Genomic DNA, 15,743 nt, shown 5'->3' with positions numbered 1-15,743 from the left:
GCCGACCGAGGCCCGGCCGCCGGAGGCGGCGCGGGGCGCGACCGAGGCACGGCCGGCCCCCTCCGAAGCCGCCGACCAGCCGTTTCCGGGCCCGTCGGCACCGGAGCGGCGGTACGCGTCGTCGGCCTGCCCGGGGTCACCGTGCTGGCCCGGAATCTGGGCCCGCCCGCGCGGGGAACTGGGATCGCCGTACGAGTTCATTCCTCACACCCTGCCGGTCGCGGTGGGGCGCGGTTGCGCGGCCACCGGGTTGCCGTGAGTTGAGACACCTGTCGCTGCCGCATCGACGTGCCGGAGCATAGGTGTCAGTTCTGAATCAATCGGGCTAATCAGACCAACGAGCCGTCGGTCGACCCGGGCGTGCGTACGCCGGCCGGGATCAGCCGATCGAGCTGGGATCACCGTTGAGCCTCTCGCCTTCGCCGTCCGACGGACGCCGCCGAGGCGGCCGTGCCGCTCGCCACGCCCTGGTCCGGCCCGTCCTCGGCCAGCCCGTCCAGCCCGAGCAGGTACTGCTCGACGAGATGGTTCCAGTCACAGCCGAGGCACACCTCCACCACGAAGACCTGGAACTCACGCAGCGTCATCGCCAACACCGGCAACTCCGCCACGGTCCGGGCCTGGCCCGCGGACTGCTTGAGTTCGTCCCCGTAAATGTAGTGGACGTGCGTCAGGTTCTCGCTCCGGCAGATCGGGCACCGCTGGTCGGTCGGCTCGCCGTGGAACCGCGCAGCGTTCTTCAGGTACGGCGAGGCGTCGCAGACGTCGTAGGTGCCGACCCGGCCGGCGAGGAGCTCACGCAGCACCGCTCGCTTCTGGAGCGAGTAGTCGACGACCTGGCGCTGCGTACGCATGCGGGAAAGGGTACGCGGTCTCGTTCGGTGAGGCGACCATGGTCACGATGCGTGATCGGAAGACCCCGGAACCGGGGTTTGCCCTGATCACCGTGATCCGCTAGCGTGCGATGTATCGGTCCGATACATCGCGGCGGTTAGCGCTCCGCGCACAGGGTAAAGGAAGGATGGCCAGTGCTCGAACTCGCCATCCTGGGCCTGCTGCAGGAGGCTCCGATGCACGGCTACGAGCTACGCAAGGAGCTCACCGCCAAGCTCGGCGCGATCCGGGCGGCCATCAGCTACGGCTCGCTCTATCCGACCCTGCGCAGGTTGCAGGCGGCGGGGTGGATCGCCGAGGCCGCCGAGACGCCCGCCACTGCCGAGGAGGTTCCCGCACTGACCAGCCGGCGAGGCCGGGTGGTCTACAAAATCACCGCGGAGGGCAAGGAACGCTTCGCGCAACTGATTGCACAGGCGGGACCCGAGACGTACGACGACACGGGCTTCGGCGTGCACTTCGCGTTCTTCGCCCGGACCGACCAGGCGACCCGCCTCCGCATCCTGGAGGGTCGCCGCCGAAAGATAGAGGAGCGTCGCGAAGGGCTTCGCGACGTGCTCGGCCGCGCGGCCGAGCGCCTCGACGCGTACACCCTGGAACTGCAGCGCCACGGCTTGGACGCCTGTGAGCGCGAGGTCCGCTGGCTGGAGGAGCTCATCGCCAACGAGCGCTCCGGCCGTGCCCCGACAGTCCCGCAACCCGGGACGGCCGGTGGCCGACGAGACAACAACAGCCCGCCTCCGCCTGGAGAGACCAGGAATGAGCGGCCGTGACAGAGAAGAAGGAGGCAGACGCTATGGGCTCCGTCCGCGTCGCCATCGTCGGTGTGGGTAACTGCGCCTCGTCCCTCGTGCAGGGCGTCGAGTACTACCGGACCGCCGACCCCAACGACCGGGTCCCGGGTCTCATGCACGTCACCTTCGGCGACTATCACGTCTCGGACGTGCAGTTCGTCGCGGCGTTCGATGTCGACGCCAAGAAGGTGGGCATGGACCTCGCGGAGGCGATCGTCGCCAGCGAGAACAACACCATCAAGCTCTGCGACGTACCGCCGACCGGCGTGACCGTGCAGCGCGGCCCGACCTTCGACGGCCTCGGCCAGTACTACCGCGAGATCGTCGAGGAGTCCGACGCTACGCCGGTCGACGTGGCGCAGGCGCTGCGCGACGCGCAGGTCGACGTCGTCGTCTCCTACCTGCCGGTGGGCTCGGAGCAGGCCGACAAGTTCTACGCCCAGGCCGCGATCGACGCCGGCTGCGCGTTCGTCAACGCCCTGCCGGTCTTCATCGCCTCCGACCCCGAGTGGGCGAAGAAGTTCGAGGACGCGGGCCTGCCGATCGTCGGTGACGACATCAAGAGCCAGGTCGGCGCCACCATCGTGCACCGCGCGCTGGCGAAGCTCTTCGAGGACCGCGGTGTCGAGCTGCTGCGCACGTACCAGCTCAACTTCGGCGGCAACATGGACTTCATGAACATGCTGGAGCGCAACCGCCTGGTCTCGAAGAAGATCTCGAAGACCCAGTCGGTGACCTCCCAGATCCCGCACGAGATGAGCAAGAGCGACGTGCACATCGGTCCGTCGGACCACGTGCCGTGGCTGGACGACCGCAAGTGGGCGTACATCCGCCTGGAGGGTCGCTCGTTCGGTGACACCCCCCTCAACGCCGAGCTCAAGCTCGAGGTGTGGGACTCGCCGAACTCGGCCGGCGTCATCATCGACGCGGTCCGCGCCGCGAAGATCGCTCTCGACCGCAAGATCGGTGGCCCGATCCTGTCGGCCTCGTCGTACTTCATGAAGTCCCCGCCGGTGCAGTACGCCGACCACGACGCGCACGCCGCCGTCGAGTCCTTCATCAAGGGCGACATCGAGCGCTGACGCGCCGCAGCATCGTCGAAGGCCGGGTCCGCGAGGGACCCGGCCTTCGTCGTCGGTTCAGGCCGACATCTCCAGGTACGGCGACAGCCGCAGCGCCAACTCCTCGGCGGAGTCGACCTCGCCGCTGGTCAGCGCGTCGGTCAGCGCCATCCGATCCTTGGCCGGCATGGTGAGGCGGAAGCCGGACCGGCTCAGGAACACGCGCATCGCGGCCCACGCGAGCCCAGCGTTCCACAGGTCGAGGGGACGCCACACCATCAGTCCGTGCAGCAGCGCTGCGGCCTTGTCCAGCACGGTCGGATAAGCGGCCTGCCCGATCAGACGCGCGTGCGGCCGGTCCGCCGCCGCGACCAGGATCCCGGCATCTCGCACCTGGCTCCGCGGGCCGGTGTGCTCAGCGAGCAGGATCAGCAGATCCTCGGCGTCCGGCCAGGCGCGGGTCACCGGTCACCCAGCATGTCGAAGAACTCCGCGTCCTCTTCGAAGACCCGGCGGGCCGCTTGGCGGGTCCACTCGTCGCGCTCGTGCCGATCCAGGTACGCCTGAACCGCCACCTCGACCGTCTTGTGCATCGAGCGGTGCTCCGCCTCGGCGAGTTCCTTGAGGCGCTGCTCGACCTCGGGCTTCAGGTTCAGGGTGAAGGCCATACCAGAGTTGTATAACTCGTCCGTCCGCACGTCAACCACGCTCGGCACTACTTCTCCTCCTCGGTGAGTCGGTCGGGCGGATCCCGCCGTCAGCAGATGATGGCGAGGATCGCTCGGACCGAGGCGGACGAGCTGTGCGGCCTAACCGCCGGACCAGGCGCGCCTCAAGGCGACTCCGGCCTCCAGCTCCAGCAGCTTGACCTTGCGGTCCAGGCCACCGCCGAAGCCGACCAGCTTCCCGCCGGCCCCGACGATCCGGTGGCAGGGCACCAGCACCGGGATCGGGTTGCGGTTGCAGGCCACCCCGACGGCCCGCGCGGCTCCCGGGTCACCCACCTCCCGGGCCACCTCGCCGTACGTGAGCGTCTCCCCGTACGGGATTCGGGTCATCGCCGCCCACACCGCCCGCTCGAAGTCGGAGCCGCGCGGCGCTGCGAGCGGCACGGAGAAGTCGGTCAGGTCACCCGCGAAGTAGGCCCGCAGCTCTGCCGCCGCCAGTGCCGACACCGCGTCCGTCGGCTCGTCGGCGGCTCCCTCGACCCGGCCGAAGTGCGCCCCACGCACCGCCGCCTCGTCGGTGGCCACCGAGAACTCACCGATCGGCGACTCCAGCACGGTCCAACGCATGCACCCATTGTCGCCGATCGGACGGGCACTCAGAGCAGGGTGATCCCGAGCAGCAGGGAGCCGGCGCTCAGGCTCGCGCCACCGACGACGGTGAGCCAGATCAGCTTGTTGGGCTTCGTGTCGGACGGCCGGACGACCGACAGGAAGAACCCGAGCGGCATCAGGATCGGCGCGGCTACCAGCAGGGTCCGGATGAGGGTACGGATGCCGTCGGACGCGTCGGCCTGGTCGACGTACGGCAGCACGGCGAGCGCGAAGAGCACCAGCACCCCGGCGTGGGCGTGCCCGGCCGTCCACAGGCCGCGACGTACCGGGTTGTCCAGGTAACCGGCCTTGCGCCGGGCCAGGTGCATGAGCAGGGTCAGCCCGCCGTACGCGATGGTCACCACAGTGACCAGCAGGATGCCGGCCGTGGTCAGGGTTGCCGGGGACATGGGGACACCTCCGTCTTGTCAATGACAAGATTGCGTGACCCGGTCGAACTTGTCAATGACTAGATCTCGCCCATGGGCAAGGATTCCGGACGTCCGAGCGTCTGAGTTGTCGGAGGTGGACGGTGACGGAGGGGACCGACCGGGAGTTCACCTCGTTCGTCAACGAACGGGGTGGCGCCCTGCTGCGCGTCGCGTACGCCCTCACGGGCAACCAGCACGGCGCGGAGGACCTGCTCCAGAGCGCGCTCGCCAAGGCGTACGCGCGCTGGACCCGGATCCGGGGTGACGCCGAGCCCTATGTCCGGCGAATCCTCTACCACGACCAGGTCTCCGGCTGGCGCCGGCGGGCCCGCCGGCCGGAGGTACCCGTCGCCGTCCTGCCCGATCGGGCCGGCGTCCGGGACAGTGGGCAGGATGCCGACCTGCGGCTGCTGCTCCGCGACGCGATGCGGGCGCTGCCGCCACGCCAGCGGGCCGTGCTGACCCTGCGATATCTGGAGGACCTGAGCGTCGAGCAGACCGCCGCACTGCTGGGCTGCCACACCGGCACGGTCGCGAGCCAGACGTCGAAGGCCCTGTCCCGGCTGCGTGAACTCGTGCCCGCCTTCGACGGTCGGATCACGGAGGAGGCCCGATGAACGCGACCGGGGACGAAGCCCTGCGGGCCGCCGTCCGCGAACTCGCCGGCGAGGCGCGGGCCGTACCGGATCTCGCCAGTCGTGCCCTCCGGCGGGGCCGGCAGCTCCGCCGGCGGCGTCGTGCTGCCGCGGGCGGCGGAGCTCTCCTCGCGCTCGCCGTCCTGGCCGTGCCGTTCCTCGTGCTGCGCCCGGATCCCCCGGCGGACACGGCCGGATGGAACGCCCCCGTCGCGCCGACCCCGACCCCGACCGTCTCCGTCGTGCCGCCGCCGGACGGGGACTGGACCCGGACCCGCCTGACGCTGCCCGGCGGCTGGGTGCTGGCCGGTGCCACCTCCACCGGCTCGCCCGCGGAGACGGCGTACGCCCTGGACCGCACACGGAACCGGTACGTCGGCGAAGACCGGTACGACGAGATGTGGGCGGCGCCGCAGGGCGACACGGCGGCCGTCGTCGACTACGACCGGAACGGTGTGACCGGCCTCCTCGACGTGCGCGGTGACAAGGTGCGGTGGGTGACCACGGGCGAGCACATCATGACCCCCCACTGGTCCCCCGACGGTCAACGGATCGTCGCGACGATCCTCGACAAGGAGACCGGGCGGTTCTCGATGGGGGTGCTGACCGTCCGCACCGGTGCGTACCGGACGTTCCCGGTGGACACGACCCGCTACCTCTGCACCGACTACTGCTACTTCACCTGGGCACGGGACGGCCGGGAAGTGGCGCTGCAGCAGACGGATCCGGGCGCACCCCGCTCCGAGGCGCAGCCACACGCCCGCCGTGGCGTGCAGTTCTTCTCACCCGACGACGGGCGCCCGACCCGCTTTGTACCGGTCCCCGGCGACCCCGCCGGTCCCTGGGCGTGGTCTCCGGACGGCCGCCTGGTGGTCGTCAAGGGACAGGACGGCCCGAAGATCGCCGAGGTCGCGACCGGCCGGATCGTGGGCGTCGCTCCGGCGGACGACGCGGCGTGGATCAGCGACGACCGGCTGCTGTACCGCGACGTCAGGGCCAACGAGATGGTGCTGACCGACCCCGAGGGCCGACCCCTGACAAGGCAGGCGCTGCCCCGCGCGCTCGGGGCGAACATGGTCCTCACCATCGCGCCGAGCTGAGCGGTCCCTTCTCCCGGTGAGTGCCCGTACGGTCACCCACCGGTGTTGCCCCACGTCGATACCGTGCGGATCGTGGCCACGGGGACACTGATCTTTCTCATCATCGGGGTGGTGGGGGTCGCGGTACTGGCCCTCGCCCTGCTCGGAACCGAGCTTCTCCACCTCGGACAACCGGATCTCGACGGGCCCGTCTCGACCGAGGCGGTCGCCGGGTTCGTCGGGGCGTTCGGCTTCGGCGGCGCCATCGTCAACGAACTGCTCGGTGCGCGTACGCCCGGCCTGGTGGCGCTGGCCGCGGCCGGGGGTTTCCTCGCGGCCGTGCCCACCGCATGGGTCGCGGCCCGCCTGAGCCGGGCGGCCCGCGACATGCGGACCGACCCCACACCCACCCGCGACGACCTGGTCGGCGCGCTCGGCCTGGTCGTGACACCGGTGCCCGTCGACGGTTACGGCGAGGTCCGGGTACGCGTCGCCGGCACGCCGGTGAAGCTCAACGCCCGTGCCGACCGGCCGATCCCGGTGGGTGCCCGGATCTTCGTGGTCGAGGCGCTCAGCGAGACCAGCGTCCACGTCGAGACCTACTGAACCCCTCCCGACGCCTGAGAGAAGGCACTGCCCATGTTCCTCGTCATCGCCATCGGCGGCGCGGTCCTCCTGTTCCTCGTCCTGGTGTTCTTCGTGCTGTCCCGGATCAAGGTCGCCGGGCCCAACGAGGCCTTCATCGTCACCGGCCGCAAGGGACGGACGACGCAGACCGCCGACGGCGGCCGGTCGACCGACATGTCCGGCCAGAAGGTGGTGCTGGGCGCGTCGGTGTTCGTGCTGCCGGTGGTGCAGAAGCTCCAGTCGCTCGACCTGTCCAGCCGGCGGATCGACGTGGGCATCCGAGGGGCGGTCAGCAAGCAGGGCATCCGCACCGACCTGCACGGCGTGGCGATCGTCAAGGTGGGCGGCACCGAGGACGCGATCCGCGCCGCCGCCCAGCGGTTCCTGCACCAGCAGGACGAGATCGACAACTTCACCCGGGAGGTGCTGGCCGGCGCGCTGCGCTCGATCGTCGGCCGGCTCACCGTCGAGGAGGTCATCCGGGACCGGGCGGCGTTCGCCAGCGCGGTCGCCGAGGAGGCCGAGCACTCGATGACCAACCAGGGCCTCGTGCTCGACACCTTCCAGCTCCAGGACATCCTGGCCGAGGGGTCCTACCTCCAGGATCTCGGTCGCCCCGAGGCGGCCCGGGTGCTCAAGGACGCGGCCATCGCCGAGGCCCGCGCCCGGCAGCAGGCCGAACAGGAGCGGCTGCTCGCCGAGGAGGCGATCGCCGAGGCCAACCGGAACCTGTCGCTCAAGCAGGCCGGGATCCAGGCGGAGATCGACGCGGCCAAGGCGAAGTCGGCGGCGGCCGGGCCGCTCGCCCAGGCCGAGCGGGACCAGGCGATCCTCTCCGAGCAGCAGAAGGTGGCCGAGCGCAACGCCGAGCTGAAGCAGCGCCAGCTGGACACCGAGGTGCGCAAGCCGGCGGACGCGGCCCGCTACAAGGTGGAGCAGGAGGCCGAGGCGGCCCGCAACGCGGCGGTACTGAACGCCGACGCGCAGCGCCAGGCGGTCATCGCGGCCGCCCAGGCCGCCGCCGAGCAGTCCCGCCTCACCGGTGAGGGTGAGCGGGCCCGGCGCGCGGCACTCGCCGAGGCCAACGCCATCGAGGGCGCCAAGGAGGGCGAGGCCGAGCAGCGGCGCCGGTCCGCGATCGCCGAGGCGGTCGAGCGGGAGGGGCAGGCCGAGGCCGCGGCCATCCTGGCCAAGGGTGAGGCGGAGGCGGACGCGATGGCGCGCAAGGCCGAGGCGTTCGCGGCGTACGGGGAGGCGGCGGTGCTCGACCTGCTGGTCAAGGTGCTGCCGCAGGTGGTCGAGGCGGCCAGCGCCCCGATCGGCGCGATCGACAAGATGACCGTCATCTCGACCGACGGCGCGTCCTCGCTGACGAAGTCGGTGGCCGGGAACGTGGCCCAGGGGCTCCAGTTGGGCAGCGACCTCACCGGCATCGACCTGGCCGGGCTGCTGGGCCGGCTGTCAGCCTCCCGGGACGGCGGCCGCCCGGTGGCCGGTACGGCGGTGGAGCAGGCCAACTGATTCCTTCCCCCGGTCGGGCACACCCCGGCTGACGATGACGAAGCGCCCGCCGGACCGCTTGTTCAGCGGTCCGGCGGGCGCCCTCGTGCGATGCCTCAGAGGTCCTGCTCGCGGGCCCACCGCAGCAGTTCCGCCTCGGCCTCTTCCCGGTCCAGCGGGCCGCGTTCCAGGCGGAGTTCCTTCAGGTGCTTCCAGGCCCGGCCCACCACCGGTCCCGGCGGTACGCCGAGCAGTTCCATGATCGCGTTGCCGTCCAGGTCGGGTCGGACCCGGGCGAGGTCCTCCTCGGCCGCGATCCGGGCGATCCGCTCCTCCAGGGCGTCGTAGTCGGCCGCGAGCTGGGCCGCCTTGCGCCGGTTGCGGGTCGTGCAGTCCGACCGGGTCAGCTTGTGCAGCCGGGGCAGCAGGTCACCGGCGTCGGCCACGTACCGGCGGACCGCCGAGTCGGTCCACTCGCCCCGCCCGTACCCGTAGAAGCGCAGATGCAGCGCGACCAGGCCGACCACCTGCGAGGTGATCTCCTTGGAGTAGCGCATCGCCTTCATCCGGTTCTTCGTCATCCGGGCCCCGACCACCTCGTGGTGGTGGAAGCTGACCCGGCCGTCCGGGCCGACCGACTTGGTGGCGGGCTTGCCCACGTCGTGCATCAGCGCGGCCATCCGCAGGACGAAGTCCGGACCGTCCTCCTCGTAGGAGACGGCGTTGCTCACCACGGTCAGGGTGTGCTCGTAGACGTCCTTGTGCTGGGCGTGCTCGTCGATCTCCAGCTTCAGCCCGGTCAGCTCGGGCAGGAACCGTTCGGCCAGCCCGGTGTCGACCAGCAGCCGCAGACCGGTGATCGGGTCCGCGCCGCACAGCAGCTTGGTGAACTCGTCGCGGATCCGCTCGGCGGTGATCCGGTCCAGGTCGGCGGCCATCCTGCTCATCGCCGTGTGCACGTCGGGATGCACGGCGAAGCGCAGCTGCGCCGCGAACCGCGCGGCCCGCAGCATCCGCAGCGGGTCGTCACCGAACGACTCCCGCGGTGTCCCCGGCGTACGGATCACCTTGGCCGCCAGGTCGGCGAGACCGCCGTGCGGGTCGGTGAACCGGTGGTCGGGCAGGCTCACCGCCATCGCGTTGATCGTGAAGTCCCGCCGCTTCAGGTCCTCGGCCAGGTCGGTCCCGTACTCGACAACCGGGTTGCGGGTGACCTGGTCGTACGACTCCGCCCGGAAGGTGGTGATCTCCAGCCGCAGCCCGTCGCGCTGGAGGCCGATGGTGCCGAACTCCCGCCCGGTCTCCCAGATCGACTCGGCCCAGCCCCGGACGACGCGCAGCGTCTCGTCCGGGTGCGCGTCGGTGCAGAAGTCCAGGTCGTCACCGAGCCGGCCGAGCAGCGCGTCGCGGACCGAACCGCCCACCAGGTGCAGCTCGTGACCGGCCTTCGCGAACCGGCGGCCCAGCTCGTCGGCGACCGGGGAGACCCGGAGGAGTTCGGCGACGGCGTTGCGCTGCGCGGCGGTGAGGTCGCGACGGTCGGCGGCGTGAGGTGCGGAGGCTTCGGACATGGGATCGCCAGCCTATCGGGCCGGTACGGGAACTGGTCCGCCGGGCGCGGGTAAGAGGTCGAGGTTGACTATGGTTTGGGCGTGCGGGGCGGTGCCCGGCTTCGACATACCCGGGAGGCGAGACGATGAGCGGCGGGCTCTACCGCAGCGCGAACGCCGCACAGGGGGGCGGTGACCCGGGCGGTCGCCAACCGTCGGACGGCGCCACCTTCATCTCCGCCGAACCGCTCAACCAGCCGGCGATGGAGTCGACCGCGCCGCCGCAGGAGCAGGTGGGCGAGGCCAGCGCCGCGACGAACAGCGCGGTGATGGCGGCCGGCAGCCTGGTGAGCCGGGGTACGGGGTTCCTGCGCACCTTGGCGATCACCGCGGCGCTCGGCTCGGCGGTCGGTGACGCGTACACCACCGCGCAGATCCTGCCCGGAATGGTGTACGAGTTCCTGCTCGGCGGCATCCTCACCAGCGTCCTGATCCCGGTGCTGGTACGCCGGCGCAAGTTCGACGGCGACGGCGGCCAGGCGTACACGCAGCGGCTGCTGACCCTGGCGGTGCTCGCCCTCGGCGCGGCGGCGCTCGTGGCGGTGGCCATCGCTCCGGTGCTGACCTGGTTGTACGCCAGCGACGAGTCGAGCCAGGACTACCAGAGGCTGGTCACCAGGCTGGCCTACCTCATGCTGCCGATGATCTTCTTCACCGGCCTGTCCGCGTTGATCAGCGCGGTGCTCAACACCCGTGGCCACTTCGCCGCGCCGATGTGGGCGCCGATCCTCAACAACATCGTCGTCATCGCGACCGCCGGCCTCTACATCGCGATCTTCACGACCGACACGATCGATCCGGGCGAGATGACACCGGGCCGCATCCTGCTGATCGGCGGCGGCACCCTGCTCGGCGTCGCCGTCCAGGCCGCCGGTCTGCTCCCGGCGCTGCGCAAGGTCGGTTTCCGGTGGCGGTTCCGGTTCGACTTCCGGGCGCTGGGGTTGGGCGAGCTGGGCCGGCTGGGCGCCTGGATGTTCTGCTACGTGGCGGTCAGCCAGCTCGGCCTGATCGTCGTGTTCAACCTGCTGAGCCGGGCCGGTAAGGGCAACGCCGGCCCGCTCATCTACAACAATGTCTTCCTGCTGCTGATGATGGCGCACGGCATCATCGCGGTCTCGATCATCACCGCGCTGATGCCCCGGATGAGCGCCGCCGCCGCCGACGGCCGGCACGCCGACCTGGCGGCCGACCTGTCCCGGGGCACCCGGACCGTTTCGGCGGTGCTCGCGCCGATCGCGGTCTGCTACGCGGTGCTGGCCAGCCCGATCGCCTTCACCCTCTTCCGGTACGGCGCCTTCACCGACAGCGACGCGCGGGCGACCGCCCCGGTGCTGTTCTTCGCCGCGGTCGCGCTGGTGCCGTTCGCGGTGAGCCAGCTCTTCACCTTCGCCTTCTACGCACTCCCCGACACCCGTACGCCGGCCCTGGTGAACATTCCGGTGGTGGCCCTGCGGGCCGGCGTCCAGATCGTCCTGTTCGCCGCCTTCTCCCCGAGCTTCGCCGCGTCCGGGATGATGATCGGCAACGCGGTGTCGTACCTCGCCGCCGCCATCGCCTCCGCCTGGCTGCTGCGCCCCCGGGTGGGACGCATCGGACTCGGCGGCATCGTGCGGACCCTCGGCCGGGTCGCGGTCGCCGCGCTGGGCGCGGCGCTGGTCGGCCTGCTCGTGGTCAAGCTGCTCCCTGGGGACGACACGCCGACCCGTCTGGAGGCGGTCGTCCAGCTGGTCGTCGGCGGCGCGGTCATCGGCGGGACGTACCTCGGCCTGGCCATGGTGCTGCGGATCCGCGAGATCACCGAGGTGGTCGGCATGGTCCGCAGCCGACTCGGCCGCTGACCCCTCCCGGCCCGGGCCGGGGATGGACCGCACGCTGAGTGAACGAGGATCACCAGGCTGGGGATGCGGCTGTGGATAACTCGGCAATCCACCGCTCAGCAGCCCTATCGGCCTGTGGATAACCAACCGGACGGCTGAGCGTGGAAGGGCCGGTCGGCGGGAACCCCGGAAGCGTCGGCGCCGGTGCCCGGTACCGGTCCGGCCCCTCCGGCGACCACGTGCAAGCAACCTCTAGATTGGCTGGTACATGTGCCAGCAACGTGGTTGACAAGGGTCGTAACGGGACCAGGCCATCGACAACCGGCAGCTCTGCCGGGGGCGGCGGGAAGATGACATGTCGGTGAGACGGCCGGCACGGGTAAGGTCGCTGTCAACGGGTACGGCAGGCGCCGGCGCTCGCGCCGACACCGGTCGGCTGGTTCCTTGGAAGGCAGAGCGGGAAGCCACATGCCCAGCAGCGCGGGTCCATCGATCGACACGATCACCGAGGGAGGACGGGTGACCCAGGTCGGCGAGGGTCAGGAGGCGGAGGAGAGCGCTCCGCCGGTCATGACCTTCGGTGCTCCCACGGCCGGTGAAGTCCTCGCCGAGCGGTACGAGCTGGTCGAGCACATCAACAACGACAGCGCGGGCCGACTGGTCTGGCGGGGCGTCGACGTCATACTTCGCCGTCCGGTCGCCGTCGTGCTGCGCTACCCGGGTGGCGACTCCGCCACCGAGATGCTCCAGGCCGCCGTCGCGGCCAGCCGTGTCATCCACCCCAACCTCGTCGGCGTCTACGACGCGATCGACGAGGACGAGCGGGCGTACGTGGTGCGCGAGTGGGTCGACGGGCAGTCCCTGCGGGAACTGGTCGCCGACGGGCCGCTGGACCCGGCCCGGGCCACCGCCATCGGCAACGCCGTGGCCAGCGCCCTCGCCGCCGTCCACGCCACCGGCATGGTGCACGGCAACGTCCACCCCGGCACCGTCATGATCAGCGACGAGGGCCGGGTGGTCCTGGCCGACGCGCGCACCGACGGCGCCGACAGCCAGGACATCGACGTCCGCGCGGTCGGAGGTGTCCTCTACTTCGCGCTGACCGGTCACTGGCCGCACACCGAGGTGCCGCTGCACGGTGCCACCGCCGGTCACGGCCGCGCGTCGATCCCGGACTCCGTTCGGGACGCCGCCGGGGTGCTGGCCGCTCCCCGACAGGTCCGGGCCGGCGTGCCGGCGTACCTCGACGACCTGACCATGGACCTGCTCGACGCGGAGATCGCCCCGCCGCCGTCCGACGTGCTCGCCGCCGAGTTGGGCCGGCTGGACGTCCCCGCCGACGACCACTACCTGGACAGCGCCGGGCCGCTGCGGTTCGCCGCCGACACGGAGGACGAGCCGTCGCCGCTGGCCGTGGCCGGCGGGCGGAAGGTCGCCATCGGCATCGCGGGTCTGCTGGCGGTCGCCCTGGTGGGTCTCCTGATCGGCATCAGTGTGCTGGACGGGGACGACAAGAGCCCCGGCACCAACCCCGTCGCGGCACCGAGTTCCAACCCGCCGGCCAACGGGGAGGCCACCCCGGCGGCGACCGCCGTGCGCAAGCTGACCGTGCGGGAAGCCCGAATCATCGACCCCGACAGCAAGGTCCGGGACGAGCTGGACGACGCCGACAAGGTGATCGACGGAGACCCGGACAAGGCCTGGGGCACCCACACCTACACGACGGCGGACTTCGGCCGGCGCAAGGACGGCATGGGGGTCTGGCTGGACCTGGGTGCGCCGCACAACGTCAAGTCCGTGCAGGTCAACCTGTCCGCCCGGGGCGCCTCCGCCGTCCTGTACGCCGGCACCACGACGCACCCCTCCTCGTCGGCGGGGGACAAGGCGCTCGTGCAGAACTACCAGCAGACGCAGATCGGTCAGCCGTTCGAGGCTCACAAGGGCACCACGATGAACTTCGACGGCTTCAACGCCGACCAGAAGTACCAGTACCTCCTGGTGTGGATCACCGAGTTGCCCTCGAACGACCGGGGCTACCAGATCGACGTCGAGGAAATCACGGTCCAGGGGTCGTGATCCGGCCAGCCCGTCCCGGCCCCCGCTTCCGCAGGACGCGGTGGTGAGCGTGGACGGCGGGCGGAGGACCGGACCGGTGGGCGGCACGAGCGGCGCACCGGTCCCGTCGTCGGAGGACCCGACCGACCTCGACCTGCTGCACGCCCACGTGGCCGGTGACCGGGACGCGTTCGCCGAGCTGTTCCGCCGGCACCGGGACCGGCTCTGGGCGGTGGCCCTGCGGACCGTCGGCGACCGCGAGGAGGCCGCCGACGCGCTCCAGGACGCGCTGCTGTCGGCCCACCGCGCGGCCGGTCGGTTCCGGGGCGACTCGGCGGTGACCACCTGGCTGCACCGGATCGTGGTGAACGCCTGCCTGGACCGCATCCGGCGCCGACAGACGCACCGGACCGTGCCGCTGCCGGACGGCGTCCACGATGCCGCGTCGGGCTCCGCGACCGGCGGGGTGGAACCCGCCGCACCGGCACCGGATCACGACACCGCGCTGGTCGTCCGGGACGCTCTCGCGGCACTACCGGTCGAGCAGCGGGCCGCGCTCATTCTCGTCGACGTGCAGGGGTATCGGGTCTCCGAGGCGGCGCTGATCCTGGGCGTGGCCGAGGGGACGGTCAAGAGCCGGTGCGCCCGGGGCCGGGCACGGCTGGCCCGGTCGCTGGGTCACCTGCGGCCCCGGTCCGCCCCCGACCGGGAGGGGCCGACCGGCGCGGTGACGACCGAGGCGACCGTGCCGGCCGTCACCCCCGGGAACCCGCAGCCCTCCGGCAACGTCGGATCGGGGTCGGGGCGGTCCCGGCGGGACGCCAGACAGGAGGACGCGTGACGACCGGGGAGTTCCGCGAGGTCGACCACGACCTGCTCGCCGACTATGTCGGCGGGGCGCTGGACGGCACCCCGGACGAGGCGACCGTCGCCCGACTGGTCGACGAGGTGCCCGCCTGGGCCGAGGCGTACGCCCTGCTCGCCCCGGCCGTCGCGGACGTCCGGGCCGACCTGGCAGCGTGGGGGATGGCGGCGGTGGCGATGCCACCGGACGTGACCGACCGGCTCGCCGCCGTCCTCGCGCACGCCGGCTCCGACGGTGACGCCGCCGACCTGGCCGAGCCGGTCGACGCCGTTTCCGGTGGACGCGACGGTACCGGCCGACACGGCCGCGGCACGATCGGGAACCCGGTGCCGGCACAGCCGCTCGGCGGGCGACGCCCGGCGGGCGTACCCGGACCCGTTCCGGATCGGGACACGGCGACCGGTCCGGGGCGACGGCAGCGGCGCTGGACGCGGGTCGCCGGGCCGATCGCGCTGGCCGCGGCGTCGCTCGCGGTGGTCGGACTCGGTTTCCAGCAGGTCGCCGGGCGCGACGGTGGCAACAACGCGACGTCGGACGCCGCCCACCCGGAGGCGGCCGCCCCCGCGGGCGGCTCGGCGTTCCGGACGGTCGGGCCACCGCAGCGCAGCGGAACCGAGTACACGCCAGAGGTGCTGGCCGCCCCGTCCTTCACCCGGAGCCGCTCGTTGGCGAGCGTGGCCCCGGACGACCGACCGGGCGCGCAGACCGACAAGGGTCGGGTCGCCGGTCCGGCCTCGCTCTACCGGCTGGACGATCCCGCGGCGCTGGGTGCCTGCCTCGCCGCGATCACCGCCGAGCACGGCAGCGCCCCGCTCGTGGTGGAGCTGGTCGACTACGCCCGCTTCCAGGGCGAGGCGGCGCTGGTGGTGCGCTTCACGGATGCCGCCGGTGCGAAGTGGTCCTGGGTGAGCGGTCCGGAGTGCGGCGTCCCGGGGTCCGGCTCGGACGCGCGCTTCCGTACGCGGGTAGGGTGAAAACACGGTCACCGGGCCTTTGACCGTCCACGTGACGTGACCCACCGGATGACCGGCTCGGGAATCCCCGGTTCGTACGATG

General features: G+C 71.7%; 17 protein-coding genes. 10 read left to right on the top strand and 7 right to left on the bottom strand.

The features are described 5' to 3' along the window. Positions 1-201 (bottom strand): hypothetical protein (locus tag AB0I76_RS01825; RefSeq protein ID WP_357028436.1); only part of this gene is annotated, 201 nt, incomplete at its 3' end. A gap of 197 nt (positions 202-398) precedes the next feature. Beyond that, positions 399-854, bottom strand: a complete 456-nt coding sequence (locus AB0I76_RS01820) for a DUF5318 domain-containing protein (protein ID WP_357028433.1) — start codon at positions 852-854, stop codon at positions 399-401. 174 nt (positions 855-1,028) lie between these two features. Here AB0I76_RS01820 and AB0I76_RS01815 point away from each other — a divergent pair, with 174 nt between their 5' ends. After that, a complete protein-coding gene (locus AB0I76_RS01815) occupies positions 1,029-1,667 on the top strand; it encodes a PadR family transcriptional regulator (protein WP_357028430.1) in 639 nt (212 codons plus the stop codon). Positions 1,668-1,690: 23 nt separating this feature from the next. Beyond that, complete coding sequence (locus tag AB0I76_RS01810) at positions 1,691-2,770, top strand: inositol-3-phosphate synthase (RefSeq protein ID WP_357028427.1); 1,080 nt, start codon at positions 1,691-1,693, stop codon at positions 2,768-2,770. A 57-nt stretch (positions 2,771-2,827) separates the two neighbouring features. On the opposite strand, the gene AB0I76_RS01805 is transcribed toward AB0I76_RS01810, so the two are convergent. The 4 genes from AB0I76_RS01805 to AB0I76_RS01790 all read right to left on the bottom strand — a co-directional run bounded on the left by AB0I76_RS01805 (position 2,828) and on the right by AB0I76_RS01790 (position 4,478). Next, a complete protein-coding gene (locus AB0I76_RS01805; RefSeq protein WP_357028424.1) occupies positions 2,828-3,214 on the bottom strand; it encodes a hypothetical protein in 387 nt (128 codons plus the stop codon). Continuing rightward, the gene (locus AB0I76_RS01800; RefSeq protein ID WP_357028422.1) at positions 3,211-3,417 is read right to left on the bottom strand and encodes an Arc family DNA-binding protein; all 207 of its coding nucleotides are present in this window, start codon (positions 3,415-3,417) and stop codon (positions 3,211-3,213) included. Before AB0I76_RS01800 ends, AB0I76_RS01805 begins: the two co-directional genes overlap by 4 nt. Positions 3,418-3,558: 141 nt before the next feature. Further along, positions 3,559-4,044, bottom strand: coding sequence for a methylated-DNA--[protein]-cysteine S-methyltransferase (locus tag AB0I76_RS01795; RefSeq protein ID WP_357028420.1), 486 nt, complete (start codon positions 4,042-4,044; stop codon positions 3,559-3,561). A gap of 29 nt (positions 4,045-4,073) precedes the next feature. Then, positions 4,074-4,478 (bottom strand): hypothetical protein, encoded by a 405-nt coding sequence (locus AB0I76_RS01790; RefSeq protein ID WP_357028417.1) that lies wholly within the window; start codon positions 4,476-4,478, stop codon positions 4,074-4,076. 122 nt (positions 4,479-4,600) lie between these two features. On the opposite strand from AB0I76_RS01790, the gene AB0I76_RS01785 reads away from it, so the two are divergent. Genes AB0I76_RS01785 through AB0I76_RS01770 form a run of 4 tightly spaced genes read left to right on the top strand, consistent with a single transcriptional unit; the run spans position 4,601 to position 8,361 of the window. Then, entirely contained in the window at positions 4,601-5,116 is a 516-nt protein-coding gene (locus AB0I76_RS01785) for a SigE family RNA polymerase sigma factor (protein ID WP_357028414.1), read from the top strand. Beyond that, positions 5,113-6,234, top strand: a complete 1,122-nt coding sequence (locus AB0I76_RS01780; RefSeq protein ID WP_357028412.1) for a hypothetical protein — start codon at positions 5,113-5,115, stop codon at positions 6,232-6,234. The genes AB0I76_RS01785 and AB0I76_RS01780 overlap by 4 nt, the downstream gene beginning before the upstream one ends. A gap of 42 nt (positions 6,235-6,276) precedes the next feature. Further along, positions 6,277-6,819, top strand: coding sequence for a hypothetical protein (locus AB0I76_RS01775; RefSeq protein ID WP_357028409.1), 543 nt, complete (start codon positions 6,277-6,279; stop codon positions 6,817-6,819). Positions 6,820-6,852: 33 nt separating this feature from the next. After that, positions 6,853-8,361, top strand: a complete 1,509-nt coding sequence (locus tag AB0I76_RS01770) for an SPFH domain-containing protein (protein ID WP_357028406.1) — start codon at positions 6,853-6,855, stop codon at positions 8,359-8,361. Positions 8,362-8,456: 95 nt separating this feature from the next. Here the strand turns inward: AB0I76_RS01770 and AB0I76_RS01765 are convergent, their stop codons facing one another. Continuing rightward, complete coding sequence (locus tag AB0I76_RS01765; protein ID WP_357028403.1) at positions 8,457-9,911, bottom strand: CCA tRNA nucleotidyltransferase; 1,455 nt, start codon at positions 9,909-9,911, stop codon at positions 8,457-8,459. Positions 9,912-10,036: 125 nt separating this feature from the next. Here AB0I76_RS01765 and murJ point away from each other — a divergent pair, with 125 nt between their 5' ends. The 4 genes from murJ to AB0I76_RS01745 all read left to right on the top strand — a co-directional run bounded on the left by murJ (position 10,037) and on the right by AB0I76_RS01745 (position 15,661). Further along, positions 10,037-11,788: a murein biosynthesis integral membrane protein MurJ gene (gene murJ, locus AB0I76_RS01760; RefSeq protein ID WP_357028400.1), complete on the top strand. Its 1,752-nt coding sequence runs from the start codon at positions 10,037-10,039 to the stop codon at positions 11,786-11,788. Positions 11,789-12,235: 447 nt separating this feature from the next. Further along, positions 12,236-13,843 (top strand): protein kinase family protein, encoded by a 1,608-nt coding sequence (locus tag AB0I76_RS01755; protein WP_357028397.1) that lies wholly within the window; start codon positions 12,236-12,238, stop codon positions 13,841-13,843. 76 nt (positions 13,844-13,919) lie between these two features. Next, positions 13,920-14,663 (top strand): RNA polymerase sigma factor SigM, encoded by a 744-nt coding sequence (gene sigM / locus AB0I76_RS01750; RefSeq protein WP_357028394.1) that lies wholly within the window; start codon positions 13,920-13,922, stop codon positions 14,661-14,663. After that, positions 14,660-15,661 (top strand): hypothetical protein, encoded by a 1,002-nt coding sequence (locus AB0I76_RS01745; RefSeq protein ID WP_357028390.1) that lies wholly within the window; start codon positions 14,660-14,662, stop codon positions 15,659-15,661. The genes sigM and AB0I76_RS01745 overlap by 4 nt, the downstream gene beginning before the upstream one ends. The last annotated feature ends 82 nt before the right edge of the window (positions 15,662-15,743 follow it).

Source organism: Micromonospora sp. NPDC049799, from assembly GCF_040656655.1.
Taxonomy (GTDB): Bacteria; Actinomycetota; Actinomycetes; order Mycobacteriales; family Micromonosporaceae; genus Micromonospora.
The sequence above is the reverse complement of the archived record's forward strand: the minus strand, read 5'-3'. Positions and strand labels throughout refer to the sequence as shown.

Coding starts and splice junctions, on each gene's coding strand:
- AB0I76_RS01820 (WP_357028433.1), bottom strand. CDS start 854: ATGCGTACGCAGCGCCAGGTCGTCGACTACTCGCTCCAGAAGCGAGCG.
- AB0I76_RS01790 (WP_357028417.1), bottom strand. CDS start 4,478: ATGTCCCCGGCAACCCTGACCACGGCCGGCATCCTGCTGGTCACTGTG.
- AB0I76_RS01765 (WP_357028403.1), bottom strand. CDS start 9,911: ATGTCCGAAGCCTCCGCACCTCACGCCGCCGACCGTCGCGACCTCACC.
- AB0I76_RS01770 (WP_357028406.1), top strand. CDS start 6,853: ATGTTCCTCGTCATCGCCATCGGCGGCGCGGTCCTCCTGTTCCTCGTC.
- murJ (WP_357028400.1), top strand. CDS start 10,037: ATGAGCGGCGGGCTCTACCGCAGCGCGAACGCCGCACAGGGGGGCGGT.
- AB0I76_RS01800 (WP_357028422.1), bottom strand. CDS start 3,417: ATGGCCTTCACCCTGAACCTGAAGCCCGAGGTCGAGCAGCGCCTCAAG.
- AB0I76_RS01755 (WP_357028397.1), top strand. CDS start 12,236: ATGCCCAGCAGCGCGGGTCCATCGATCGACACGATCACCGAGGGAGGA.
- AB0I76_RS01795 (WP_357028420.1), bottom strand. CDS start 4,044: ATGCGTTGGACCGTGCTGGAGTCGCCGATCGGTGAGTTCTCGGTGGCC.
- AB0I76_RS01810 (WP_357028427.1), top strand. CDS start 1,691: ATGGGCTCCGTCCGCGTCGCCATCGTCGGTGTGGGTAACTGCGCCTCG.
- AB0I76_RS01780 (WP_357028412.1), top strand. CDS start 5,113: ATGAACGCGACCGGGGACGAAGCCCTGCGGGCCGCCGTCCGCGAACTC.